Origin of the sequence: Pseudomonas sp. HN8-3, assembly GCF_020790195.1 — a bacterium.
In the GTDB taxonomy this organism is placed as follows: domain Bacteria; phylum Pseudomonadota; class Gammaproteobacteria; order Pseudomonadales; family Pseudomonadaceae; genus Aquipseudomonas; species Aquipseudomonas synxantha_A.
Genome location: NZ_CP086206.1, coordinates 2894576 through 2914416, shown reverse-complemented (window position 1 = coordinate 2914416; position 19841 = coordinate 2894576). Strand labels below are relative to the sequence as shown.

The 19841-nt window shown below is 56.4% G+C and carries 16 protein-coding genes; 13 read left to right on the top strand and 3 right to left on the bottom strand.

Annotated features, from left to right (window positions below; genetic code table 11):
* Positions 1-22 precede the first annotated feature (22 nt).
* Both LJX92_RS12775 and LJX92_RS12770 read left to right on the top strand, forming a co-directional pair.
* Positions 23-1036, top strand: coding sequence for an SIR2 family protein (locus LJX92_RS12775; RefSeq protein ID WP_032875188.1), 1014 nt, complete (start codon positions 23-25; stop codon positions 1034-1036).
* Positions 1037-1045: 9 nt separating this feature from the next.
* Positions 1046-2779, top strand: coding sequence for an ATP-binding protein (locus LJX92_RS12770; RefSeq protein ID WP_032875185.1), 1734 nt, complete (start codon positions 1046-1048; stop codon positions 2777-2779).
* A gap of 181 nt (positions 2780-2960) precedes the next feature.
* Here LJX92_RS12770 and LJX92_RS12765 read toward each other — a convergent pair whose 3' ends face one another.
* The 3 genes from LJX92_RS12765 to LJX92_RS12755 form a co-directional block, all read right to left on the bottom strand.
* Positions 2961-4160, bottom strand: a complete 1200-nt coding sequence (locus tag LJX92_RS12765; RefSeq protein WP_228309853.1) for a hypothetical protein — start codon at positions 4158-4160, stop codon at positions 2961-2963.
* Between the two features lie 203 nt (positions 4161-4363).
* Positions 4364-6829: a DEAD/DEAH box helicase gene (locus LJX92_RS12760; RefSeq protein WP_228309852.1), complete on the bottom strand. Its 2466-nt coding sequence runs from the start codon at positions 6827-6829 to the stop codon at positions 4364-4366.
* A gap of 1 nt (position 6830) precedes the next feature.
* Positions 6831-7631 (bottom strand): hypothetical protein, encoded by an 801-nt coding sequence (locus tag LJX92_RS12755; protein WP_032875176.1) that lies wholly within the window; start codon positions 7629-7631, stop codon positions 6831-6833.
* Between the two features lie 673 nt (positions 7632-8304).
* Between LJX92_RS12755 and LJX92_RS12750 the strand changes: the two genes are divergently transcribed.
* From LJX92_RS12750 to LJX92_RS12700, 11 genes are all read left to right on the top strand, one after another.
* Entirely contained in the window at positions 8305-9033 is a 729-nt protein-coding gene (locus tag LJX92_RS12750) for a helix-turn-helix domain-containing protein (RefSeq protein ID WP_228309851.1), read from the top strand.
* Between the two features lie 230 nt (positions 9034-9263).
* A complete protein-coding gene (locus LJX92_RS12745; protein ID WP_416309139.1) occupies positions 9264-10280 on the top strand; it encodes an SDR family oxidoreductase in 1017 nt (338 codons plus the stop codon).
* Positions 10277-11536, top strand: a complete 1260-nt coding sequence (locus LJX92_RS12740; protein WP_228309849.1) for an aspartate aminotransferase family protein — start codon at positions 10277-10279, stop codon at positions 11534-11536. The genes LJX92_RS12745 and LJX92_RS12740 overlap by 4 nt, the downstream gene beginning before the upstream one ends.
* Positions 11537-11551: 15 nt before the next feature.
* A complete protein-coding gene (locus tag LJX92_RS12735) occupies positions 11552-11995 on the top strand; it encodes a type II toxin-antitoxin system RatA family toxin (protein ID WP_032875168.1) in 444 nt (147 codons plus the stop codon).
* Positions 11996-11998: 3 nt separating this feature from the next.
* The gene (locus tag LJX92_RS12730; protein WP_032875165.1) at positions 11999-13141 is read left to right on the top strand and encodes an acyl-CoA dehydrogenase family protein; all 1143 of its coding nucleotides are present in this window, start codon (positions 11999-12001) and stop codon (positions 13139-13141) included.
* Positions 13138-13965, top strand: a complete 828-nt coding sequence (locus LJX92_RS12725) for an SDR family NAD(P)-dependent oxidoreductase (protein ID WP_032875162.1) — start codon at positions 13138-13140, stop codon at positions 13963-13965. The genes LJX92_RS12730 and LJX92_RS12725 overlap by 4 nt, the downstream gene beginning before the upstream one ends.
* Positions 13966-13975: 10 nt before the next feature.
* The gene (locus tag LJX92_RS12720) at positions 13976-14935 is read left to right on the top strand and encodes a fatty acid desaturase family protein (RefSeq protein WP_032875159.1); all 960 of its coding nucleotides are present in this window, start codon (positions 13976-13978) and stop codon (positions 14933-14935) included.
* Between the two features lie 46 nt (positions 14936-14981).
* The gene (locus LJX92_RS12715; RefSeq protein ID WP_032875157.1) at positions 14982-15797 is read left to right on the top strand and encodes a DUF3050 domain-containing protein; all 816 of its coding nucleotides are present in this window, start codon (positions 14982-14984) and stop codon (positions 15795-15797) included.
* Positions 15798-15826: 29 nt separating this feature from the next.
* Positions 15827-16894 (top strand): HlyD family secretion protein, encoded by a 1068-nt coding sequence (locus LJX92_RS12710; protein ID WP_032875154.1) that lies wholly within the window; start codon positions 15827-15829, stop codon positions 16892-16894.
* On the top strand, positions 16891-18408 hold the full coding sequence (locus LJX92_RS12705; RefSeq protein WP_228309848.1) for a DHA2 family efflux MFS transporter permease subunit: 1518 nt from the start codon (positions 16891-16893) through the stop codon (positions 18406-18408). Before LJX92_RS12710 ends, LJX92_RS12705 begins: the two co-directional genes overlap by 4 nt.
* Positions 18409-18430: 22 nt before the next feature.
* Complete coding sequence (locus tag LJX92_RS12700) at positions 18431-19774, top strand: TolC family outer membrane protein (protein WP_228309847.1); 1344 nt, start codon at positions 18431-18433, stop codon at positions 19772-19774.
* Positions 19775-19841 lie beyond the last annotated feature (67 nt).

Sequence of the window (19841 nt, the reverse complement as noted above, 5' to 3'; positions counted from 1 at the left end):
GCAGACAGCAAGGGACAGAGCCTTGTCAGACCTAAATTATCAAAAACAGGCGCAGGACTACTATGGTAAGGCCCCCGTCATCATTCTGGGCAGCGGCGCGTCCGCTGCACATGGCGTGTCTGGAATGTGGGCATTGGCGAACCACTTGGTCGAAAATACGGACATTTCAGGATTGAACACTGCCGAGATCGACGCGTGGGCCAAATTCTGTCAGTTGCTGAAGGATAATGTCGACTTGGAGGCAGCCCTGCACCAGATCGATGCTTCTAACACGCTCACGGCAAGAATCATCAAGTCAACTTGGGCGCTGATAAACTCTGAAGACAGCAAAATCTTTCAGGATAGCCTCCAGAACAATTCGATGTTCCCCCTGAGTCGGCTGCTTGAACATATGTTCATGAGCAGTCTGAAAATTATTAACATCGTGACTACGAATTATGATCGGTTGGCAGAGTACGCCTGCGATCAGGGTCGGATTCACCACTACACCGGGTTCACGCATGGTTATTTCCGCCAGCTTGCAGCTGCGACGGAAATAAACGCTGCGCGCCGCGTAAATATCTGGAAGGTGCATGGATCCCTTGATTGGTTCCAGTCCCCTCTTAACGATACCGTTGCCTTCTCGGTCACTCAGGATGTACCTGATAAATATGAGCCTCAGATCGTAACCCCTGGCAGCCAGAAATATCAGAAAACTCACCTTGAGCCATTCCGTTCCATCATCAACAACGCCGATACGGCCATTAATGAGGCAGGCTCATATCTGTGCATTGGCTACGGTTTCAATGACGAACACATCCAGCCGAAGCTCATGGCGAAATGCCTTCGCCAGAAAGCGCCAGTCACAATTATAACCTTTGCGCTTTCCGAGTCTGCCAAAAGACTAATTCTTGAAGGCAAGGCCCAAAACTATCTGGCAATCGAGCGCGGCGCAACAAACGACCAATCAATTGTCTACTCCTCTCTGAGTGATACCCCAGTGACGGTAGAAAGGAATATCTGGAGTCTTGAAGGTTATCTGTCACTCATAATGTAGGAAAACAATATGCCGATCTTTAATTTTAAGGATGAAGAAGCGCTTGGCAAAGTGGCCTCCGTCGATACCGCAACTGTCATGGTGGAAGTGGAGAATGTCCACCAGCTCAAGCGCCTGCAGGTGAATCATCTGGCCGTTCTGCAAAGCAGCAGGATCGGCCAACACCTTATCGGTCTCATTACACAGGTGACACGGAAGCGGGCCATCGGCGATCTCGTAATTGATGGGATCAATGATCAACCTTCTGAGTTGAACCTGTGCCGTATCTCTCTAATTGGCACCATGCTTGACCGCGATGGAGAACGTGAGAATGTTTTTCGCCGTACGCTGGAAAGCGTTCCAGAAATTGATGCCAATTGCTTTTCGCTGGAGGGTGACAATCTTACCGGGTTCATGCGCACACTCTCTAACGTAGCCGCAGGTGGTAACGCCCTGACACTCGGCAAATACACTTTGGATGAGCATGCTGTTGCCTATCTTAACGGCAACAAATTCTTCCAGCGCCATGCATTCATTGGCGGAAGCACCGGCTCCGGAAAGTCTTGGACGACCGCCAAAATCATTGAGCAGATGTCGGGGCTGGCTTCTGCTAACGCGATTGTCTTCGATCTGCATGGCGAATATTTGCCTTTGGTTGGTGCCGGTATTCAGCACTTCAAAGTGGCGGGCCCCGCAGACGTTGAGGCTGGACGCACCCTTGATAAAGGTGTGCTTTACCTACCGTATTGGCTACTGTCGTACGAAGCGCTCGTTTCCATGTTTGTCGACCGGAGCGACCAAAACGCGCCTAACCAGGCCATGATCATGGCGCGTGAAATTAACCAGGCGAAAAGAAAGTACCTTGAGGACAACGACCAAACAGATGTGCTGAAACACTTCACAGTGGACAGCCCGGTTCCATTTGATCTCGATTTCCTGATGGGCAGACTGAATGAGATCAACATCGAGATGGTCCCTGGCGCTAAGGCTGGCAGTGAAAAGCAGGGCGATTTCTTTGGCAAGCTTGCTCGAATGATCTCTCGGCTTGAAAACAAGATCTCCGATAGACGCTTGGGCTTTATGTTCAACGGCGGTGGAGACGTTCTGGATTTCACCTGGCTTGAAAAATTCGCCAGCGCCGTGCTCGGCAGCACTGGTGAGAACGGTAAGGCTGGCATTAAGATTATCGACTTCTCGGAGGTGCCGTCGGACGTTCTGCCGCTGATCGTATCCCTTGTTGCGCGAGTCACGTTCTCCGTTCAGCAGTGGACTCCTTCTGAGATGCGTCATCCTATTGCGCTCCTTTGTGACGAAGCGCATCTCTACATGCCGCAACGCAACATGGCCGATTCTGCCGATGATATCTCCCTGGATATCTTTGAACGTATCGCCAAGGAAGGTCGAAAATACGGTGTAAGCCTGGTGGTGATCAGCCAGCGCCCGTCTGAAGTCAACAAGACGATGCTCAGTCAGTGCAGTAACTTCGTCTCCATGAGGCTGACGAACGCAGAGGACCAAAGTGTTATCAAGCGTCTGCTTCCTGACAGCCTTGGCGGCTTCAGCGACATTCTTCCGACTCTTGATACGGGTGAAGCCCTGGTCGTAGGTGATGCTAGCTTGTTACCGAGCAGGATCAGGATCGACGAGCCCGCAAACAAACCTAATAGCGGTACGGTAAATTTCTGGGATGAATGGCAAAAAAATGCCAAAGATAACCGCCTCTCGACTGCTGTAGAAAACTGGCGCAAGCAGAACATCCAGTAATAAATAAAACCTCAAGGAGCATCTGCCCCTTGAGGTTTTATTATTCGAACTGAGTATGCTTCTTCCTGCACAGGAAGGATATAGATTTTAACCCCCACCAGTATTCATCCAAGGCTTTGAAATACTGCCAACGCCAGAATCTCTGCCTAACCGCTCTTGGCTATGTCGTTTCAGAAATAGACTATAACTTACTAGCTGAAGGTTGGCCAAAGCTCCCCCTTATGAGCCAGACAAAAAACCAAATATTAAAAAATATTGAGAATGCAATCTTTCGACTCCAAGACCGCGACTTCATATTATTCTCACCAACAAATGAAATCGAGGAGGTTGCAGACTTACCTCCAGCAATAAAACAGATCACACAGAATAGAAAATATTTTAAATGCGTATGTTCTTTTGAGCGAGTAACATTCTCCACTTCGGAGTTAAGTTTGCCGTATAATCTCCTCAGCCTTTCAGTTTGTCCAGACGTTGGAATGAGTATCTTATCGCCAAGCTCTTGGCTATTTATCAGAAGCTCAACAGGCGTTTCCTGACAAATCTTCGAGCCATCGCGATGCGAACAGACGCTTGAATTCAAACGTTCAATATCATCCTTGCTAGGAATATTCGCCAACCAAGAGTCACCGTATCGTCTAAATTCAGGTTCCGACTGCGTTATCTCAGGAGGCAATGTATTAAAAATACTCCGCGCCCTTTCGCAAATATTTTTTTCTTGCATAGCAAGCGCCAAGTTAGCCTCACAAAGCGAATTCAAAACCGTATATCTGTCATTATAGAAATCTAGATACTTACCAATGATTGCATTGGTTCGGACCTTGCTTTCCTCATGAGATTTCGCCTGTGAATCCACAACCAAATACATACACCCTACAAGTGTTAAGAGACACCATAAATGATCGTAAGCGTGTTTGAATTTTTGGCTTTTAAAAATATTTGCCACCATCATAATAGCGGCCCACCCCCACATAAATGCAATTAGAAAGCTTGCACCATTACTCCAAAACCCTCCAATATAACCCGCCCCCAAATGAAACTCATTCGGGATGAAAAAAACCAGCGGCATAGATATACCCAGCAACGACAAAACGCCTGGCAGGAGTACGATTGCGAGCATGGTTATTCCCGCCGTTTTCCCGAGAATAAATCCACCTCTAACAAGCATGAGCACGAGAGGAGCAAGCAATACAAACAACAGCCCTGCGATTATTTTCACTCCCGCAACCGGACTTAAATTAAGTATGGGTAGCGGGAAATCCGGATCATGGATATTATTCAATAAGCCAAATAGACCAACACCCTCAAGATTTTGAGATATGCCGTATGCCGCTATGTATGCGAAGAAAAAATACGGCTTAAAAAATATGAATATCAGCTGCACTATTTTTCACCAGTGAAAACCAAAGAATTTTAGCCAACAGTATAATTCCAATCACAAGCAATGCGCACGCAGCCTCATCAAGCCCAAAGCAACAAACATCCTTGTATCGATTCATATAAAGATCAGTGGCGATTCGCAAAGCCAATGGGTCGATGCAAATTACTCAATTTCTACGTCCGCTCATCACATCTTAGTCTTCCCGATCAGATGGGTTTGAGGTTCATCTTGGCTTCAAAAATCAGCAGATCGCTTTCCTCGTTGTTAATCATCATGTTCACTAGGCGAGGGCTCACTTCGATCTCGCCGCCGAGCGTCGCACGCACAGTTTCGGGGTACCGTTCGAGCATCAGATCCGCCAGGCCATGGCTGTAGCCATCGCGGATGAGCTTGATCTTGGTGTCATCCGCAGTACCGTATTTGATGAGTTTGTAGAAGCCTGGATCCAGGGCACCAACCCCATTCAGCACCTCGACGAACTTGAAAATCTTGTTGTCGAAGAAATCGTTCTCGTCCTTGAGACGGACGATTGCCAGGTTAATACGCTCGCCGTCATCCTTTTGGGAGATTCTTACCCAGTTCTCGTACTTGCTGTCGCGATATTTGGTATCACCCCATTTACCCACGAATACGTGATCGCTATGGCTAGTCTCGACCAGCTTTTTCCAGTACGCGAGCGTCTGTCGGATCGTCTGCTTGACGCTGAGTTTCTTCAGCTTCCAATCCAGGATCATGGCGTAAAAATTCCGGGCAGGCTCTTGCTTGAGACGCACCAGGTCGCTGTACTCTCGGCTGTCGTCGAAGTGATCGACGAACGATTTGGAGATCGCAAGCATCAGCCTGTCAACGGTATTGATGACGCCGTTCGCCTCGATGCCTCGCCTGATCTTCCGTTCAATAGCCTGCTCCTCTGAGAACACGTCAATTTCACTGACACTGTTCGCGATGAGGAGCTTGCCCACCTGAGTAGTAACGTAACGACACTCTCGATCTTTAACCACGCCAGGATGCAGATTCTCTAGACGAGCCACGGCGTCGTCATAGAGAACCGACACCTTCCCATCGATGATCTTGGTGGCTTCAAGCAGAACGTTGCTGACAGTGTCCTTGACCACCTTTGAGACGTTGACGGATTTATCGTAGAAAGTCTCAAGCGCTGCATTTTCGCGTGTGTAGCCATTTACGCCCAACAGGTAGATGCTGGACTCCAGCTTTCTCAACGCAGCCTTAGCTCCAGGCGCAAAGACCTCACTGAACCGATTGACGCGTCCGACCAGGTTCTTGAATTGAGATGGTGTCAGCTTTTGCTTCCCTTTGAAAAAATCAAAAACGAAGAGTCGTTCGATCGGCAGGTTCACCCCTTCCAGAAGCGTGGAGTTGCAGACCAGAAACCTCATCTGCTTGGAGCTACTGAAGAGGTTCTCCAAGTAAAGACGGATGGTGTCAGGGATCGAACCATGGTGGTACATAACGCCTTTGCGCAGGCAGCCGATCAGTTTGTAGCGTCGGTCAAAAAGCTCTCCTAGCTCGGCACAGGCCGTCTGGATCAGCGGACAATCTACGGGCGGCAGCACGGCTGCCAGTTCAACCGCAAATGACTCAATGCTTTTCTTCCTGTTGCCGTAAACAATGTTTTTGGACAGTGCTTCGCCTTTGATGAGCTCGAAGCAGTTTGCATACCTCCGATCGAACTCCATCCAGTCATTCAGGAAATGGTCATAGAGCTTGAGCTTCGTCTGGCCCCTCCCTCCCCTAAAATCCCTGATGTAGAAGCGCTCAGACTTGATGTACTCGTCGATCTTGAATCCGCTCGGGATCATGTCCAGGAAGCGCACACGGACGTTGAGTTCATCGCATAGGAAGGGAGTCAGGAACTTGAATGATGTTTCCGGATTACGAGCACCCAGGATGCACAGCATGGCAGCCAGTAACTCACTTCTGCGGTCGCTCTGCAGCAGGTTGTGGGCCTCGTCGACGAAGACCATATCGAAGCTCAGCCCGGCGTTCTCGTTCAAGAGCCTGTTGAGCCGCTCCTGGGTCAGGACAAATGCCCTGTTCTTTCGCTCAACCGAATACATCTCGGGATGGGTCACCACCTTGCCCAACCCCTCAATGTCCGCGTAGATCAACCGCTTTTTCGTCTGGGCCAGCAGAGCCTTAGAAGGCACAAGGATCAGGATGCGCTGCCCTGGATTTTCCCTCACCGATTGGATGATGAGCTCAGATTTACCGTAACTGGTCGGAGCAACCACGACTGACGACTTACGGTACTCCGACTGAACAAATGTCCGCAGGGCATCCTGTTGCTCAGTCAGCACGATGCCTTGATCACGGAAGGTATCGATGTAGCTGCCCACGATGTTTCGGATGAACGACTCGCTGCGGTGATCATCCTCGGAAAAGTAGCTGCTGATTACTGCTGAGACAGGGTGAAGACCACTGTTGAGTGCTACATCGTACAGCGCCTGGTACTGACCCGAAGCGTTACCGTAAAACAGGATAATGCGGTAGCCGAGACGTCGAATTTCGAGGGTCTTGTGGTTAAGGAGCAGCACGGCGATCGCCAAAAGTTTCACAATCTCTGTGTTACCCAGTTCGTCTCCCTTGAGGAGTTGGAAATACAGATCCTTGAACTTGGTGTTGCCCAGTTTCCTGATAGTCAGCTCTTCCATGCTACTGCTCCGCCTCCTGCCTCAAAAACTCTTCCAGCTTTTCCATGGTGCCTTTGTGGAGGGACAGCACCCACACCGTTTTGAACACAGCTTCAGCTACCAGCTTGGTGGTGAAATTTGACACGGTATTTTCGGCGATAGCCTGGGACACTTCGCTGAACAGGGCAGAGACCAGAAACACATTGTTGTCCGAAGCACTCGCCCCGTCTTCTTCAGCCAAATCACCTTCCATCTCCAAGATCTCAATAACCGAGTCCCGGTAATTAGCTTTGTTGTGGATCGCATTTTTCGCGGCATTTATCGCATTGAGCCAGTGATTGAGCTCCGGCTCAGCCAAACGCCTCTTGAGGTCATCCCGAGCCAAACGCAATTGAGCACTTGTGGCCGAGCAAGAAGTCTTGTCCGCCCCTCTGCCGCCCGACTTGACCTCGGTGATCCAGACGTTGTTGGTTGAGGTCTCGTATAGGAGGAGATCGAAGCCCTTCCGGATACTCTTCTCTTCCATATTGAAGAACGGGGAGACCACATCGAAGTTGGGGAAGAGCTTCAGAATGATGACGTGAGACAGGAGCTCACCCAGCATACCAATCCGGGTTTCCCAAGTTTTCTTGGAATAGCGCTCGTTCCAGAAGTGCTTAATCGTCGCAGGGTATTTGTAGATCGCCCTGTCCTTGCTGGCCTGATCAGCACCATGGCAGATACGGGTGAGGTTTTCCCTCAGCGCGAGCTTAAGCTCATCAGAAAAATTCTCGACACAACACAGGGCATACTGATCTACCTGCTTGAAGCTCACGCCATCCATAACACTTCCTACAAACACTAAACCGCAGAATCCTCTTGCGGTTGCTGCGCGCGATCAATGATCCCGCCCTGATTAAGGGTAGGCACCAGCTGAGCAGCTGTGCGCGCGAGTGAGATCTGGTCAGGGATGACCGATAGCAGCACTCTGCCAGCGTTACCGCAAGTTAGCGTGATTGACGGGAGCGGTAAACAACAACGGAGACAATTTTTGGTGCAAATCGTCGGAGGTTGCGCAATGGCTGTATAAGTATCCAGATGTTCGCAGATCAATCAGCGTCGGACTGAAAGATTCGCAGCACCGTAGACAGCTCTATCCGACGTCGCTGGTAATTCCCGACTGAGAGGTAGGCAATGCGAGCCCCCCTCCCTTCACTTATGAACTACTGAAAGCCATCTGAATCCATCTGGCTCTGCCGGAGATCGCCATTCGCGAACCTGATGCACTGGGGGCAAAACTGGGGGCACATTTGAATTTTTTCCGCCTGAAAATACCGTCCTAGAGCCCAGTCAAAATGTTTTTCGGGGATCCGGATAGCCTCTAGCAAGAGTCGGCTTGATATGCACTCGCTGTGCAACGAAAAGACAGCGACCCAGCGTCACGCTTGAATCCAGACCTGTGCAGGCCTACCCTGCACGCGTCGAACAATCACCCAACACGTCAAGGAAGACTTCAAATGTGGGATGGCAGCGTTACCTTTGGCGACTCGTGGGCCGGCTACATTGGCCGTGCGGATCAAAACACTGCTCATTCCCATGTCGCCATCCAACTGTGCATCGGCGTAGGTCACCCCGCCACCCTTGAGTTGCCCGGAAGGGTGCTCCGTGCGGCAGGTGTGATCATCGGTCCCAACGTCGAACACCGTGCCGTGGCGGAGAGTCATCCGGTAGCGTTTTTATATGTCAGCCCGGACACGGCGTTGGGCCGTGCACTCAATGCGTTGCTCCAGGACGATGGCATCGCCCTGGCCAGTGATGAACTGCTGACGTGCTTTCGCCGTAGTACATCCCTGTCGCACTTTGTCGATGCCCTCTCGCGTTTGCTGGCAATTACCCCGCCGATCGACCACAGGCTCCACAAAGCCCTGAATATTTTGCGCCTGGACCGCGACGGCCCAGGTTGCGTCAGTCGCGCTGCCCAGGCGGTGGGGTTGTCCAGCCCCCGGTTGCGCTGCGTCGCCGCCCACCAGATGGGGGTTTCCCTCTCCCAGTGGATCATCTGGAACAAATTGGAACGGGCCTCCAAATCCCTGGCCGGCGGTTCGACTTTATCGGACGCCGCCGCCGACGGCGGTTTCTCCGACCAGGCGCATCTGGCTCGCATGATGCGCCGCATGATTGGCATGACGCCGCGCACCGCCGCTGAGGTTTTGCGTAAGACAAGCGTTTCGTTCAAGACGCACTGATATCAAAACGCCAATATCGATCGCATCTTATTCGCGACAACGTTAAGCGCTGATCACCTCCTCCCAGAGCACCTCAGCGCCACCGAAAGTGAATAGAAGAGTGTTCGCCCGGGGCACCTGTGCCTGCAATTCGGCGAAACGCACCATGAATTCTTTCGATGAATCCGCAGGATGCGCCCTACATGTCAGCACAGCAAAAACTAACCGTCCTTCTCACTGGAGGCTCAGGGGTGCTCGGTGAGTCACTGATCGACTGCCTGGCAGAGGACTTTCACCTGGTCTGCCTGGCGCGCAAGAGCCGTATCCGCGATCCCCGAGTGGAAGTGCTCAAGGGTGATATTTGCAGCGTTGACCTGGGCTTGGCCAGCGACGTTTATGCGGCGCTGGTTGAGCGTGTCGACTGGGTGATCCACGCCGCGGCGGTGACGCGCCTGGACGGTGATATCGATCAGATCTTTTCGGTGAACTACCTTGGCACCGAAAACGTCGTGGCCTTCGTGCAGCAAGCCAAGGTGCCGCTGTATCACATCAGCACCGCCTTTACCCACCCTTGCGACTATTACGAAGGCGTGCAACCGGAAACGCCATACGAAGTCGCCAAGCGCCAGGCCGAAACCCTGGTGCGCTCGGCTGGCATCGATGTGTCGATCTTTCGTCCATCCATCATTATCGGTGACGCCAGCACCGGGCATATGCCCAACTTTCAGGGTTTCCATATGACCATGGGGCTGATGATGTCTGGCGTACTGCCCATCGTACCCTGCCCGCCTGCTGGCTATGTGGACCTGATCGCCCGTGACGTCGCGGCCCGAGCGATTGCCAACGCGCTGCACCAGCGTTTGATCGGCGACGACTACTTTCTCACCAGCGGCCCACAGGCTCTGGATCTGACGGGGCTGCTGGACCTGATGTGCCAATCCATGGAAGCCCAGATGCAACCCTTCACACGGCCACGCTGCATGGCGCCGGATATTTACGAACGGTTGATCCGCCCGGTATTTCTGCCGGCGCTGAGCGGCAATATCCAGGCTGCCCTGACCCGTGCCACCCAGTTGTGCCGCTATGCCTGCCTGCGCACGCCACTGCCCACTTCATTGCCGCAGTTACTCGGCGAGCCGGCGTTCAGCCAGCGTGATGTTGGCCGCGAGTTGCTGCTGTCGCTCAACCACCTGGCACCCAAGCTGGGGGCTCTGACGCGCATGCTCAAGCAGCCGGTGACAACGTCCACAGAAGCGAGCGTGGCATGAACCACACTGTTATCGAACCTACTCTCGACGCTGCACAGGTCGACCAATACCTGCGCCAGCACGTCAACTCGGGCTACGCACGCCTCGCCTCGCTGATGAACCTGCCGATCGAGCAGTCCAGCCGTGGCGTCTACATCTACGACGAGCAAGGCCGTCAATACCTGGATGCAGGCGGCTATGGCGTGTTTTTCCTCGGCCATGGCCACCCGGTCGTCGTGGAAGCGGTTACCCGGCAACTGCAGCAAAACGCTTTGGCCAGCAAGTTGTTGCTCAACCCGCAACAGGCCTTTGCAGCACGTGCCCTGGCAGCGCAGTGCCCGGGCGACCTGGACTATGTGTTCTTTTGCAATTCAGGCGCCGAGGCCACCGAAGCCGGCTTGAAGCTCGCGCGCCTCAACGGTTGCCGTCGTACGCTGTCGACCTTCGGGGGGTTCCACGGCAAGACCCTCGGCGCCCTCGCCGTCACCGGCCGCGAGAGCTACCGAGAACCCTTCAATGGGTTGCTCAGCGACAGCGAGTTCGTGCCGTTTGGCGACAGCGTCGCACTTGAGCAGCAACTACGCGCATCGCCGGACAAGGCCTGCGTGATCCTCGAACCGATCCAGGCCGAAGCGGGAGTCATTCTGCCGCCATCGGGTTACCTCAGGCGTGTGCGCGAGCTGTGCAATCAGTATGGCGCCGTGCTGATTATCGACGAGATCCAATCTGGCCTGGGCCGCACCGGCTATTGGTGGGGCTGTGACCAGGAACAGGTGGTGCCCGACATCATGCTGGTAGGTAAAAGCCTGTCCGGCGGTTGCGTACCGGTGAGCGTCATGGTCGCCAGCGCCACGATCTATGCGCCGTTCAATCGCAACCCTACGGTCCACACCTCGACCTTCGGCGCCAACCCGCTGGCCATGGCGGCCGTGCAGGCCACGCTGCAAGTGATGGTGCAAGAAGACCTGGTCGCGCGTGCCCGGTTACTGGGCCAGGACCTGCACGCCCGCTTCAGCGCGCTGTTGCAACAAAGAGGTTGGGCCGAACGTGTGCAACTGCGCAGTGCGGGTTTGCTGTTGGGCTTTGAGTTCGCCGAGGCCTCAATTGCCGCCAACATGGTCATGGCCCTGATCGAGCAACGCATCATTGTGTGCCACTCGCTCAATGATCACCGGGTGATAAGGCTGACGCCGTCGCCATTGCTGACGGCCCAGGATTGCAACTGGTTGATCGAAGGCTTCACCCAGGCACTGACCACTTCGATGCCATCCCTTTAAATGGAGTTTTCCCCCATGCAAGAAGTCAACGTGCAGGCCCATATTCCCCATGCCTGCGCTGATGAAGTATTTGCGGTGATCAGCGATTTCAGCAATTACGTCGAGCTCTGCGAGTCGGTGCGCGATATCAGCATCAACAAGGTCAGCGACCAGGTGTCGTTTACGTCCTGGGAGGTCAACTTCCACAGCGGCATTCTCAAGTGGCAGGAGCGTGACACCTTCAATGCCGACACCCGGGAAATTCATTTCGAGCAGATGGCCGGCGACGTCGATCACTTCTCCGGCACCTGGCACGTCTTGCCGGACGGCAAGGACGCGATCATCTCCTTCAAATCGCGCTTCGACCTGGGCCTGCCGATGCTCGCGGACATGCTCGACCCTGTGGCCAAACAAGCCATCCGGGACAACATTCACTCGATCATCACCGGCCTGTTTCCGGCGAGCTACTTGAAGGCCTGAACCATGTCACTGTCGTTACTGAATCGCTCACGCGATCTGCTTCAACGCTACGCCCCTGGTTTTGACGAGCGTCTGGCGGCCATTCCTCCGGCCCAGCGTGAGGCGCCACAGAGCGAGGTCATCGCCCTGTTCAAGCAACATGGCCCGGTGGGTTTGCTGGTCAACCGCGAAGCCGGCGGGCTGGGCGCGAATATCCTCGACGCGGTGCATGTGCAGATCGCCCTGGGGGCCCGCTCGCCCTCGCTGGCAGTGGCCAGCACCATGCACCAGTTTTCCGTGGCGAGCTTATTGGCACTCACGCAGAACGGTGGCGGCGCCGAAGGCCTGTTGCTGGCTGCCGTCGCACAAAAACGCTTGTTGCTGTCTTCGGGGTTTGCCGAGGGCACCAGCGGAGCGGGCATTCTCGACTCGGCCATGCAAGCGGTGCACACCCCAGAGGGGGTGTTACTCAGCGGCAGCAAGAAGCCCTGCTGCCTCGGACAGTCGATGGACTTGCTCACCGCCAGCTATATCCGCCAAACCCCTGGCGGCGAAGAGCTGATGGTCGCATTGATTCCGGCCACTGCGCCGGGCATCAGCCGTAATCCCTTCTGGCAGAACAGCGCCTTGGCCGGCGCTGAAAGCATCGAAGTGCGCCTCAACGAAGTGCTGGTGCCCGAGCGCATGGTGTTTTCCGCCGGTTACACCCACCAGCTGGGCGACGTGCAAACCGTGGGTTTTATCTGGTTCGAACTGTTGATTTGCGCATCCTATGTGGGTGCCTGCGCCGGCCTGATCGAGTCGGTCACAGACGCCGCCCGCTGGACCGCGCATCACCGCGTGGACCTGGCAGCCGACCTGCAATTGGCGATCAGCGCGCTGGAAGGCGCGGCCCTGGATATCGAGCGCAACCCACAGGACTTGCCTAACGTGCTGGCCCGTCTGCTGCTGGTGCGTTACGGCATCGAGCAACGCCTTGCCCAGCTCTCCGACCAGGCTCACGCCATGTTGGGCGGGATGGCGTTCATCACCAGCAACCTGAGCTCCAACGGGTTGATGGCCTGCCGCGGTCTGCAATTTCATCCACCGGCCAGGATCTCGATGGCGACCAACCTTGACACCTACTTGTCCGCATCAACCTTCAGCATGACCGGAGCGCACTCATGAACCTGCTCGGAAAAACCATTGTTATCACCGGCACCGCGCGCGGCCTGGGTTTCGCAGCGGCCTGCAAACTCAAGCAACTGGGCGCCACCGTGATTGGCCTTGACATCCTCGCACCGCAAGACAGCAGTCTGCTGGACGCGTTTTATCAAGTCGACCTGTGCGACCGCCACGCCGTGGCCAACGTGATCAGCGCCATCAGCACCGATTTCGGCGACATCGACATTCTGGTCAATAACGCCGGCACCCTGACGCTGGAACGCGGCGAAACCGGCGTCACCGATGAGGTGACCCGCGCGGTGGATGTCAACCTGTTCGCGCCTTGGCAACTGACTTCGGGGTTCCTGCCGGGGTTGCTGCGAAAGCGCGGCAAAGTGGTCAACGTGTCCTCACTGTTCGCGCTGGTGAATGCACCCTACGTGGCCGCCTATGCTGCGAGCAAACGTGCGCTGAGCGCTTATTCGGATGTGCTGCGTATGCAGTATCGCGGGGAACTTGACGTGGTCACGGTGTACCCGGGGTTCATCGACACGGCGATCCACTTGCCCGCGCAGCGTGTGGGCCTGTCGGTCAAACGCCTGGTGACCTTCAAATGGGGTGACAAGACCCTGCTGTCCCTCGAAGAAAAGCTGGATGCCGCCGCGAACGGCCTGGTACGTGCCTGCCAGAAAAATGGCCTGCGCAACCGGGGGCTGACGTTCATGGGCACGCTGGCCATGTATACCGCACGCAGCGTGCCGAGCGTGGTGGATGGCTTTATCGCCATGCGCCTGCGCACGCTCACGCGCGGCGGCCACCTGGTGCTCAACCCTGAACTGATCGAGTAAGCCGTCGCCAATGGCCAGCCACCTGCACCCCAAGCCCCAGGTCCGTCTCGACCGTGCCTTGTTCAAGGCCCGGCCGAGGGAGTCCTTGCTGATCATCGCCTACGCCTTGAGCCTGTACCTGTTGCCACTGGCACTGTTTGTGTGGGTGACGACCACAGCTTCCACCCTGTGGACGCTGGTGTGTTTGCCGTTGGTGGTATTGGCGGGATACGGGTTATTTCTGCAAGCGATCCTTGGGCATGAAGGTTTCCACTTCAACCTGAGTGCGAACCCCATGCGCAGTTGCTACCTGGGCATTGCCACCAGTTCGCTGCTGCCGGGGTTCTGTGTGACCGGTTACTTTGTAGACCATTGGCAACACCACCGTTACAGCAACAGCACGAAGGACCCGGACTACCGGCTCTTTTCGCGTTACCACACACTGGTAAGCCGCATCACCCTGTCGCGCTTGATCGCCACCCTGCGTTATCTGCAGACCACCTGGCGCCTGGCGTTCGGGCCATTGGGCAATCCCTCGGCGCTGCCGTTGAGTTCAGCCCAGGTGCAATGGCTGGCGCGCTGCAATATCGCCTGTCAGGTTGTATGGCTCAGCCTTTATGGGCTGGCCATGTGGCTCATCGACGGGTTGCTGCTGGGGTTTTCCTTGAGCCTGGCGGTGGCGTTCATGCTGTCGGCGGTCAATGCCTATCAAGAACATGCTTTCGACGCAGGCCCGCACTTGCCGCCAGCGCGTTCACGCACTTCGCGCCTCAACACCTGGCTGCACGCGGGTTCGAACTTTCACCTGGAACATCATTTTTACCCCGCGGTGCCTTGCTGGCGACTGCCCAAGGTACACCGTCAACTGCTGGACGCGGGGTGGTACGAAAACCGGCAATACCTGCTGGAAAAGCACTTCGTGCGGTCTTTCCGGTATGCCACCGGGCGCCACCCCTACCGTACAAACACGGTAAACGACACACACCCTTAATTTCCGCTGGATTTTCTGCCTGACCCTTCAGGCCGCAGGAGCACGCATGCCTTTTGATATCGATAGCCACATTGAAACCGAGCGCGAGCAGCTGTTCAGTCACCCCTTGTTCGCCAGTATCCGCACCGTAGAAGACGTGCGCACCCTGATGGAATTTCACGTGTTCGCCGTCTGGGACTTCATGACCTTGCTCAAGCGTATCCAGCGCGACCTCACCTGCGTGGAGTTGCCCTGGGTACCGCCGGTACACATCACCGCCGCCCGCCTGATCAACGAAATCGTGGTCGGTGAAGAGACCGACGAGCATCCCGAGGGCGGTTTTATCAGCCACCTGGACCTGTACCTCGCGGCCATGGATGAAATCGGCGCCGACAGCAGCGTATTCCGCCGCTTCCTGGCCGCTATCCAGGCCAAGGTTCCGCTGGCCAAGGCGCTCAACCACGGAGAGATTCCAACGGCGGCCAAAGTGTTCATGTGCCAGACCCTCGATATTGCGCAACACGGCAGCACCGAAGCGGTCCTGGCGTACTTCTTCTTCGGGCGTGAAGACATTATCCCCGACATGTTTGGTCGCCTGCTGTCGCAATGGTCGGTCAGTGAAAGCGAGGTACCGATGCTCACGTATTACTTGAAGCGCCACATCGAGATGGATGGTGACGATCACGGCCCGGCGGCCAAACGCATCATCGCCGAAATCGTCACCAGCCCCGCGCAACACCTGCACATGGTCGAGAGTGCGAAAACCGCAATCAACTCACGGATTGACCTGTGGAATGGCGTGCATCAGTTCCTGCTGGACAAGGCTCAGCCGACGGTGAGCCGTCCTGCGCGGGAGGTCCACACCGTTTCTGAGCCTGCTTGACCTCAACGTGCATCGACAGGGAGTACCACATGACCAAAGGCAAGTTGATAAAACTGACGCTGTGCGGCGTCGTGGTCGGCGGGTTGCTGATACTGGGCTGGCAGCGCTGGCAGTATTCCAGCACCTACGTGAGTACCGACAACGCCGAACTCGACGGGGTGATCATCCCGGTACGGGCCAAGCTCTCGGGCGTGGTGATCAGTGTGCCGGTGGTGGACAACGTCACGGTACAAAGCGGCGACCTGCTGTTTCAGATCCGCGACAGTGAATACCGCTACCAGCTGCAGCAGCGCGAAGCACAGTGGCAAGCGCTGCTCGCCGCCGCCGGGCGCGCAGGCGTGCCGGGGGCGCTGGACAGCCAGGTGCTCGGTGCAGTGGCCATGCGCGAGGCCGCGCAAGCGGCCCTGGCTCAAGCGAGCGCCAACCTTGAGCAAGCGCGTAACGACTACCAGCGTGCCCGTCGCCTCGGCGCTCAAGGCGTGCTGAGCACCCAGGACCAGGAAGTGGCCAAGGCGCGTTTCGATGCCCTCAGCCATGCCCAGGGGGTAGCGCGCAGCAACGCCCAGGCCGCGGCCCAAAGCACCTTGGCCAACAAGGCCGAACTCAAGGTGCAGGACTATCGGATCGCGGCCGCGCAAGCTGAGCTGGAACAATCCAGGATCCAGCTCAACGACACCCGCCAGACCGCGCCGTTGCGCAGCATTGTCTCGAAAAAAGAAGTGGAGCCTGGCCAGTTTGTGGTCGCCGGCCAAAAGCTCATGAGCCTGATCGCCACCGAACCGCTGTGGATTACCGCCAACTTCAAGGAGACCCAGGTCGGCCGCGTGCGCGTCGGCCAGAATGCCCGAGTTACCGTGGACGCCTTCCCCGGGCACGCCTTCGACGGCGTCGTCGAAAGCCTGGCACCGGCTACCGGGGCGAAGTTCTCATTGCTGCCCCAGGAGAATGCCACGGGCAACTTCACCAAAGTGGTGCAGCGCGTGCAGGTGCGCATCGCGCTCAACGCTGTGCCGGATGACTACAAGTCGCTGTTGAGCCCGGGCATGAGCGCGTTCGTCGAAGTGGCCGCACCTGACGACGCCGGCCAGACGCTATGAGGTCGCCCTACCTGATTGCGTTTACCGTCACGCTGGTCTCGATGATGGAGCTGCTCGATGTCACCATCGTCAACGTCGCGATTCCCAGTCTGATGGGCACCTACGGGGCGTCGGTGGATGAAATCTCCTGGGTCTCCACCGGTTATGTGGTGGCCAACGTGGTGATTCTTCCGGTCAGTGGCTGGCTATCGGCGTGGTTCGGCCGGCGTACTTATTACCTGGTCTCTACTGCGCTGTTCGTACTGGCATCGTTGGGTTGCGCGATGTCTGCCGAACTCTGGCAACTGGTCGCGTTTCGGGTGCTGCAAGGCCTGGCGGGCGGCGGGTTGCTGGGCATTTCCCAGGCCATCATCTACGACGTGTTCCCCAAGGAAAAAGTCAGCAGCGGCATGGCGTTGTACGGCGTGGGGGTGATGATGGGGCCAACCCTCGGCCCGACCGTCGGCGGCTACCTGATCGACACCTTGTCGTGGCACTGGATCTTCTTGATCAACTTGCCGATCGGTGCCGTGGCCTTGTTGCTGTGCTGGCTGTGTATCAACGACTCGCCCAACGAACAAAAACCTTCCAGCGTCGACTACAGCGGCTTCTGCTTGCTGGCTCTGGGCGTCGGCAGCCTGCAGATCCTGCTGGAGCGCGGCGAACACTGGGACTGGATGGCGTCCAACTGGACCGTAGCCTGCCTGTTGCTCAGCAGCTTCAGCCTGGTGGGCTTCTTCTGGTGGGAGCGGCGTGTGGCCAACCCAATCGTCAACGTCGCACTGTTCCAGAATCGCGAGTTCCTGATGGGATGCATCTGTGCATTTTGTGTGGGCTTCGGGCTGTACAGCACGTTGTTCATGGTGCCGCTGTTCTTGCAGACCTTACTGGCGCAGAGCGCTTACCAGAGCGGGCTGGTGATTTTCCCCGGGGCAGTGGCCAGCGCCATCAGCACCTTGGTGATCGGCAAGCTGTCCCAGGAAAACAAGATCGACGAGCGCGTGTTCGTCACGCTGGGCATTGTCATGTACTGCTATGCCATGTTCCTGCACACCCAGTTCACCCTCGACAGCAACCCGGACACGCTGTACTGGCCCTTGGTGATCCGCGGCCTGGGCCTGGGCATGATCTTCGTGCCGCTGACCAACCTGGCGATGCGCCGCCTGCCGCTGACATTGATCTCCGGTGCTTCGGGCGTACTCAACCTGATGCGCCAGTTGGGGGGCAGCGTGGGTATCGCCATCGCAGCCACCCTGCTCACACGGTTCTCGTGGGAACGCTACCGCCTGCTTTCCGAACATGTCACCGAATCGAGTCTGGTTGCCAGTGGCTGGGGAGGTGTGGAAACCGACCCGCTGTTTCTTTCCCTGGGCCTGGCGAGCCATCAACAAGCCCTGGCCCTGATGCCCTACATGCAAACACGCGAACAAGGGCAAATGCTGGCGTTCAGCATGCTGTTCGGCACCTTGGGAGCGGTAATGGCCATTGGTATTCCCATGGTGCTGATGATGCGCAGAAGCCACATCAGTCGATAAATCTTTAAGTGGAGCACACCCCTTGCGTATTCCAGGCCTGCATCTCAACACCGCCCCCCTGCTCATGCCTCTGTATTGGCTGGCACTCGCCTGCGCGCCCACCCAGGTATCGGCAAATGACTTGTACCACCTGTACCAGAAGGCACTGACCCACGACATGCAGTTCGCCGCCGCACAGGCCCAGCAATTGGCCACGGCAGAAAAGGAACCGCAAAGCCGTGCCAACCTGCTGCCAGACCTGTCTGTCACCGGCGGCGCGGCCTGGGTCGATGCCGAGGACTCTTCCGATTATCATCGCAATCGCAATAACACCAACGCCTACGCGGTGGTCCTCACACAGCCGCTGCTGCGTTGGCAGAATGTGATCGCCCACGACCAAAGCAAACTGTTGATCAGTGCCAGTGAACTGCACACTGAACAGGCGCGCCAAGCGCTGATGCTGCGCGTTGCCCGCGCTTATTTCGACGTGCTGCTCAATCAGGAACTGTTGAGCACCCGCACACAACAGCTACAAACCCTGCGCCAGAGCCAGACGCGTAGCCAGCGACTGCTGGCCGACGGGGCTACCACCGCTAACGCGCTCGCGCAGGTTCAGGCCAAATACGACCAGGCATTCGCCGAACAGATTGCCGCCCGTGGTGCATTGGACATCGCCAACGAAACACTCACCCAATTGACTGCCGCACAGGTGGGGCCGTGGTCAGGCAAAGAGCCGCAGTTCAGTGCCCCGGTGCCCGCTGTCATCGATGATTGGGCCACGACCGCGCAACAAGGCAACCTCGCCGTACAGGCGGCGCAGATTGCCCAGCGCCTGGCCGAAATGGACATCGACAAGGAACGGGCCGGCCATTTGCCCACCCTTGATCTGATCGCCGCCCATGGCCGCTTCGCCTCTGTCGGCGGTGATGTATACGATGTTACGTTACCGGAAAATCGCTATAACCAGACCGTGGTCGGGGTCAAACTGAGCGTTCCGCTCTACAGCGGTGGCCGCACCAGCAGTCGCGTGCGCGAAGCCCATGCATTGCAAAGCAAGGCAGCGGACGAAGTCGAAGACGCACGCCGCAACGCCGGGATGAAGGCCCGTCAGGCCTACCTGCAAGTCACCAACGGCATGAGCCAATATCAGGCACTCAAGCAGGCCTTGAACTCCAGCCAGATCAACCTCGCCGCCGTGACCCACGGCTTCGAAGCCGGTTCCCGCATCAACACCGACGTACTGGATGCCCAACAGAAAGTCACCGATACCCAACAACGCCTGGCCCAACAACGCTATGCGATCCTGATGGCCCAGTTGCACCTGTTGGCGTCCACCGGCAACCTGAGCGACGCGCGCCTGCGTGAGGTCAGCCGTACACTGAACTGACGCACGGATGAAAGCGCTGACATTCGCTCAACGTAGGGCCTGAGTTGGATTAAGCTGGGGGCATCTC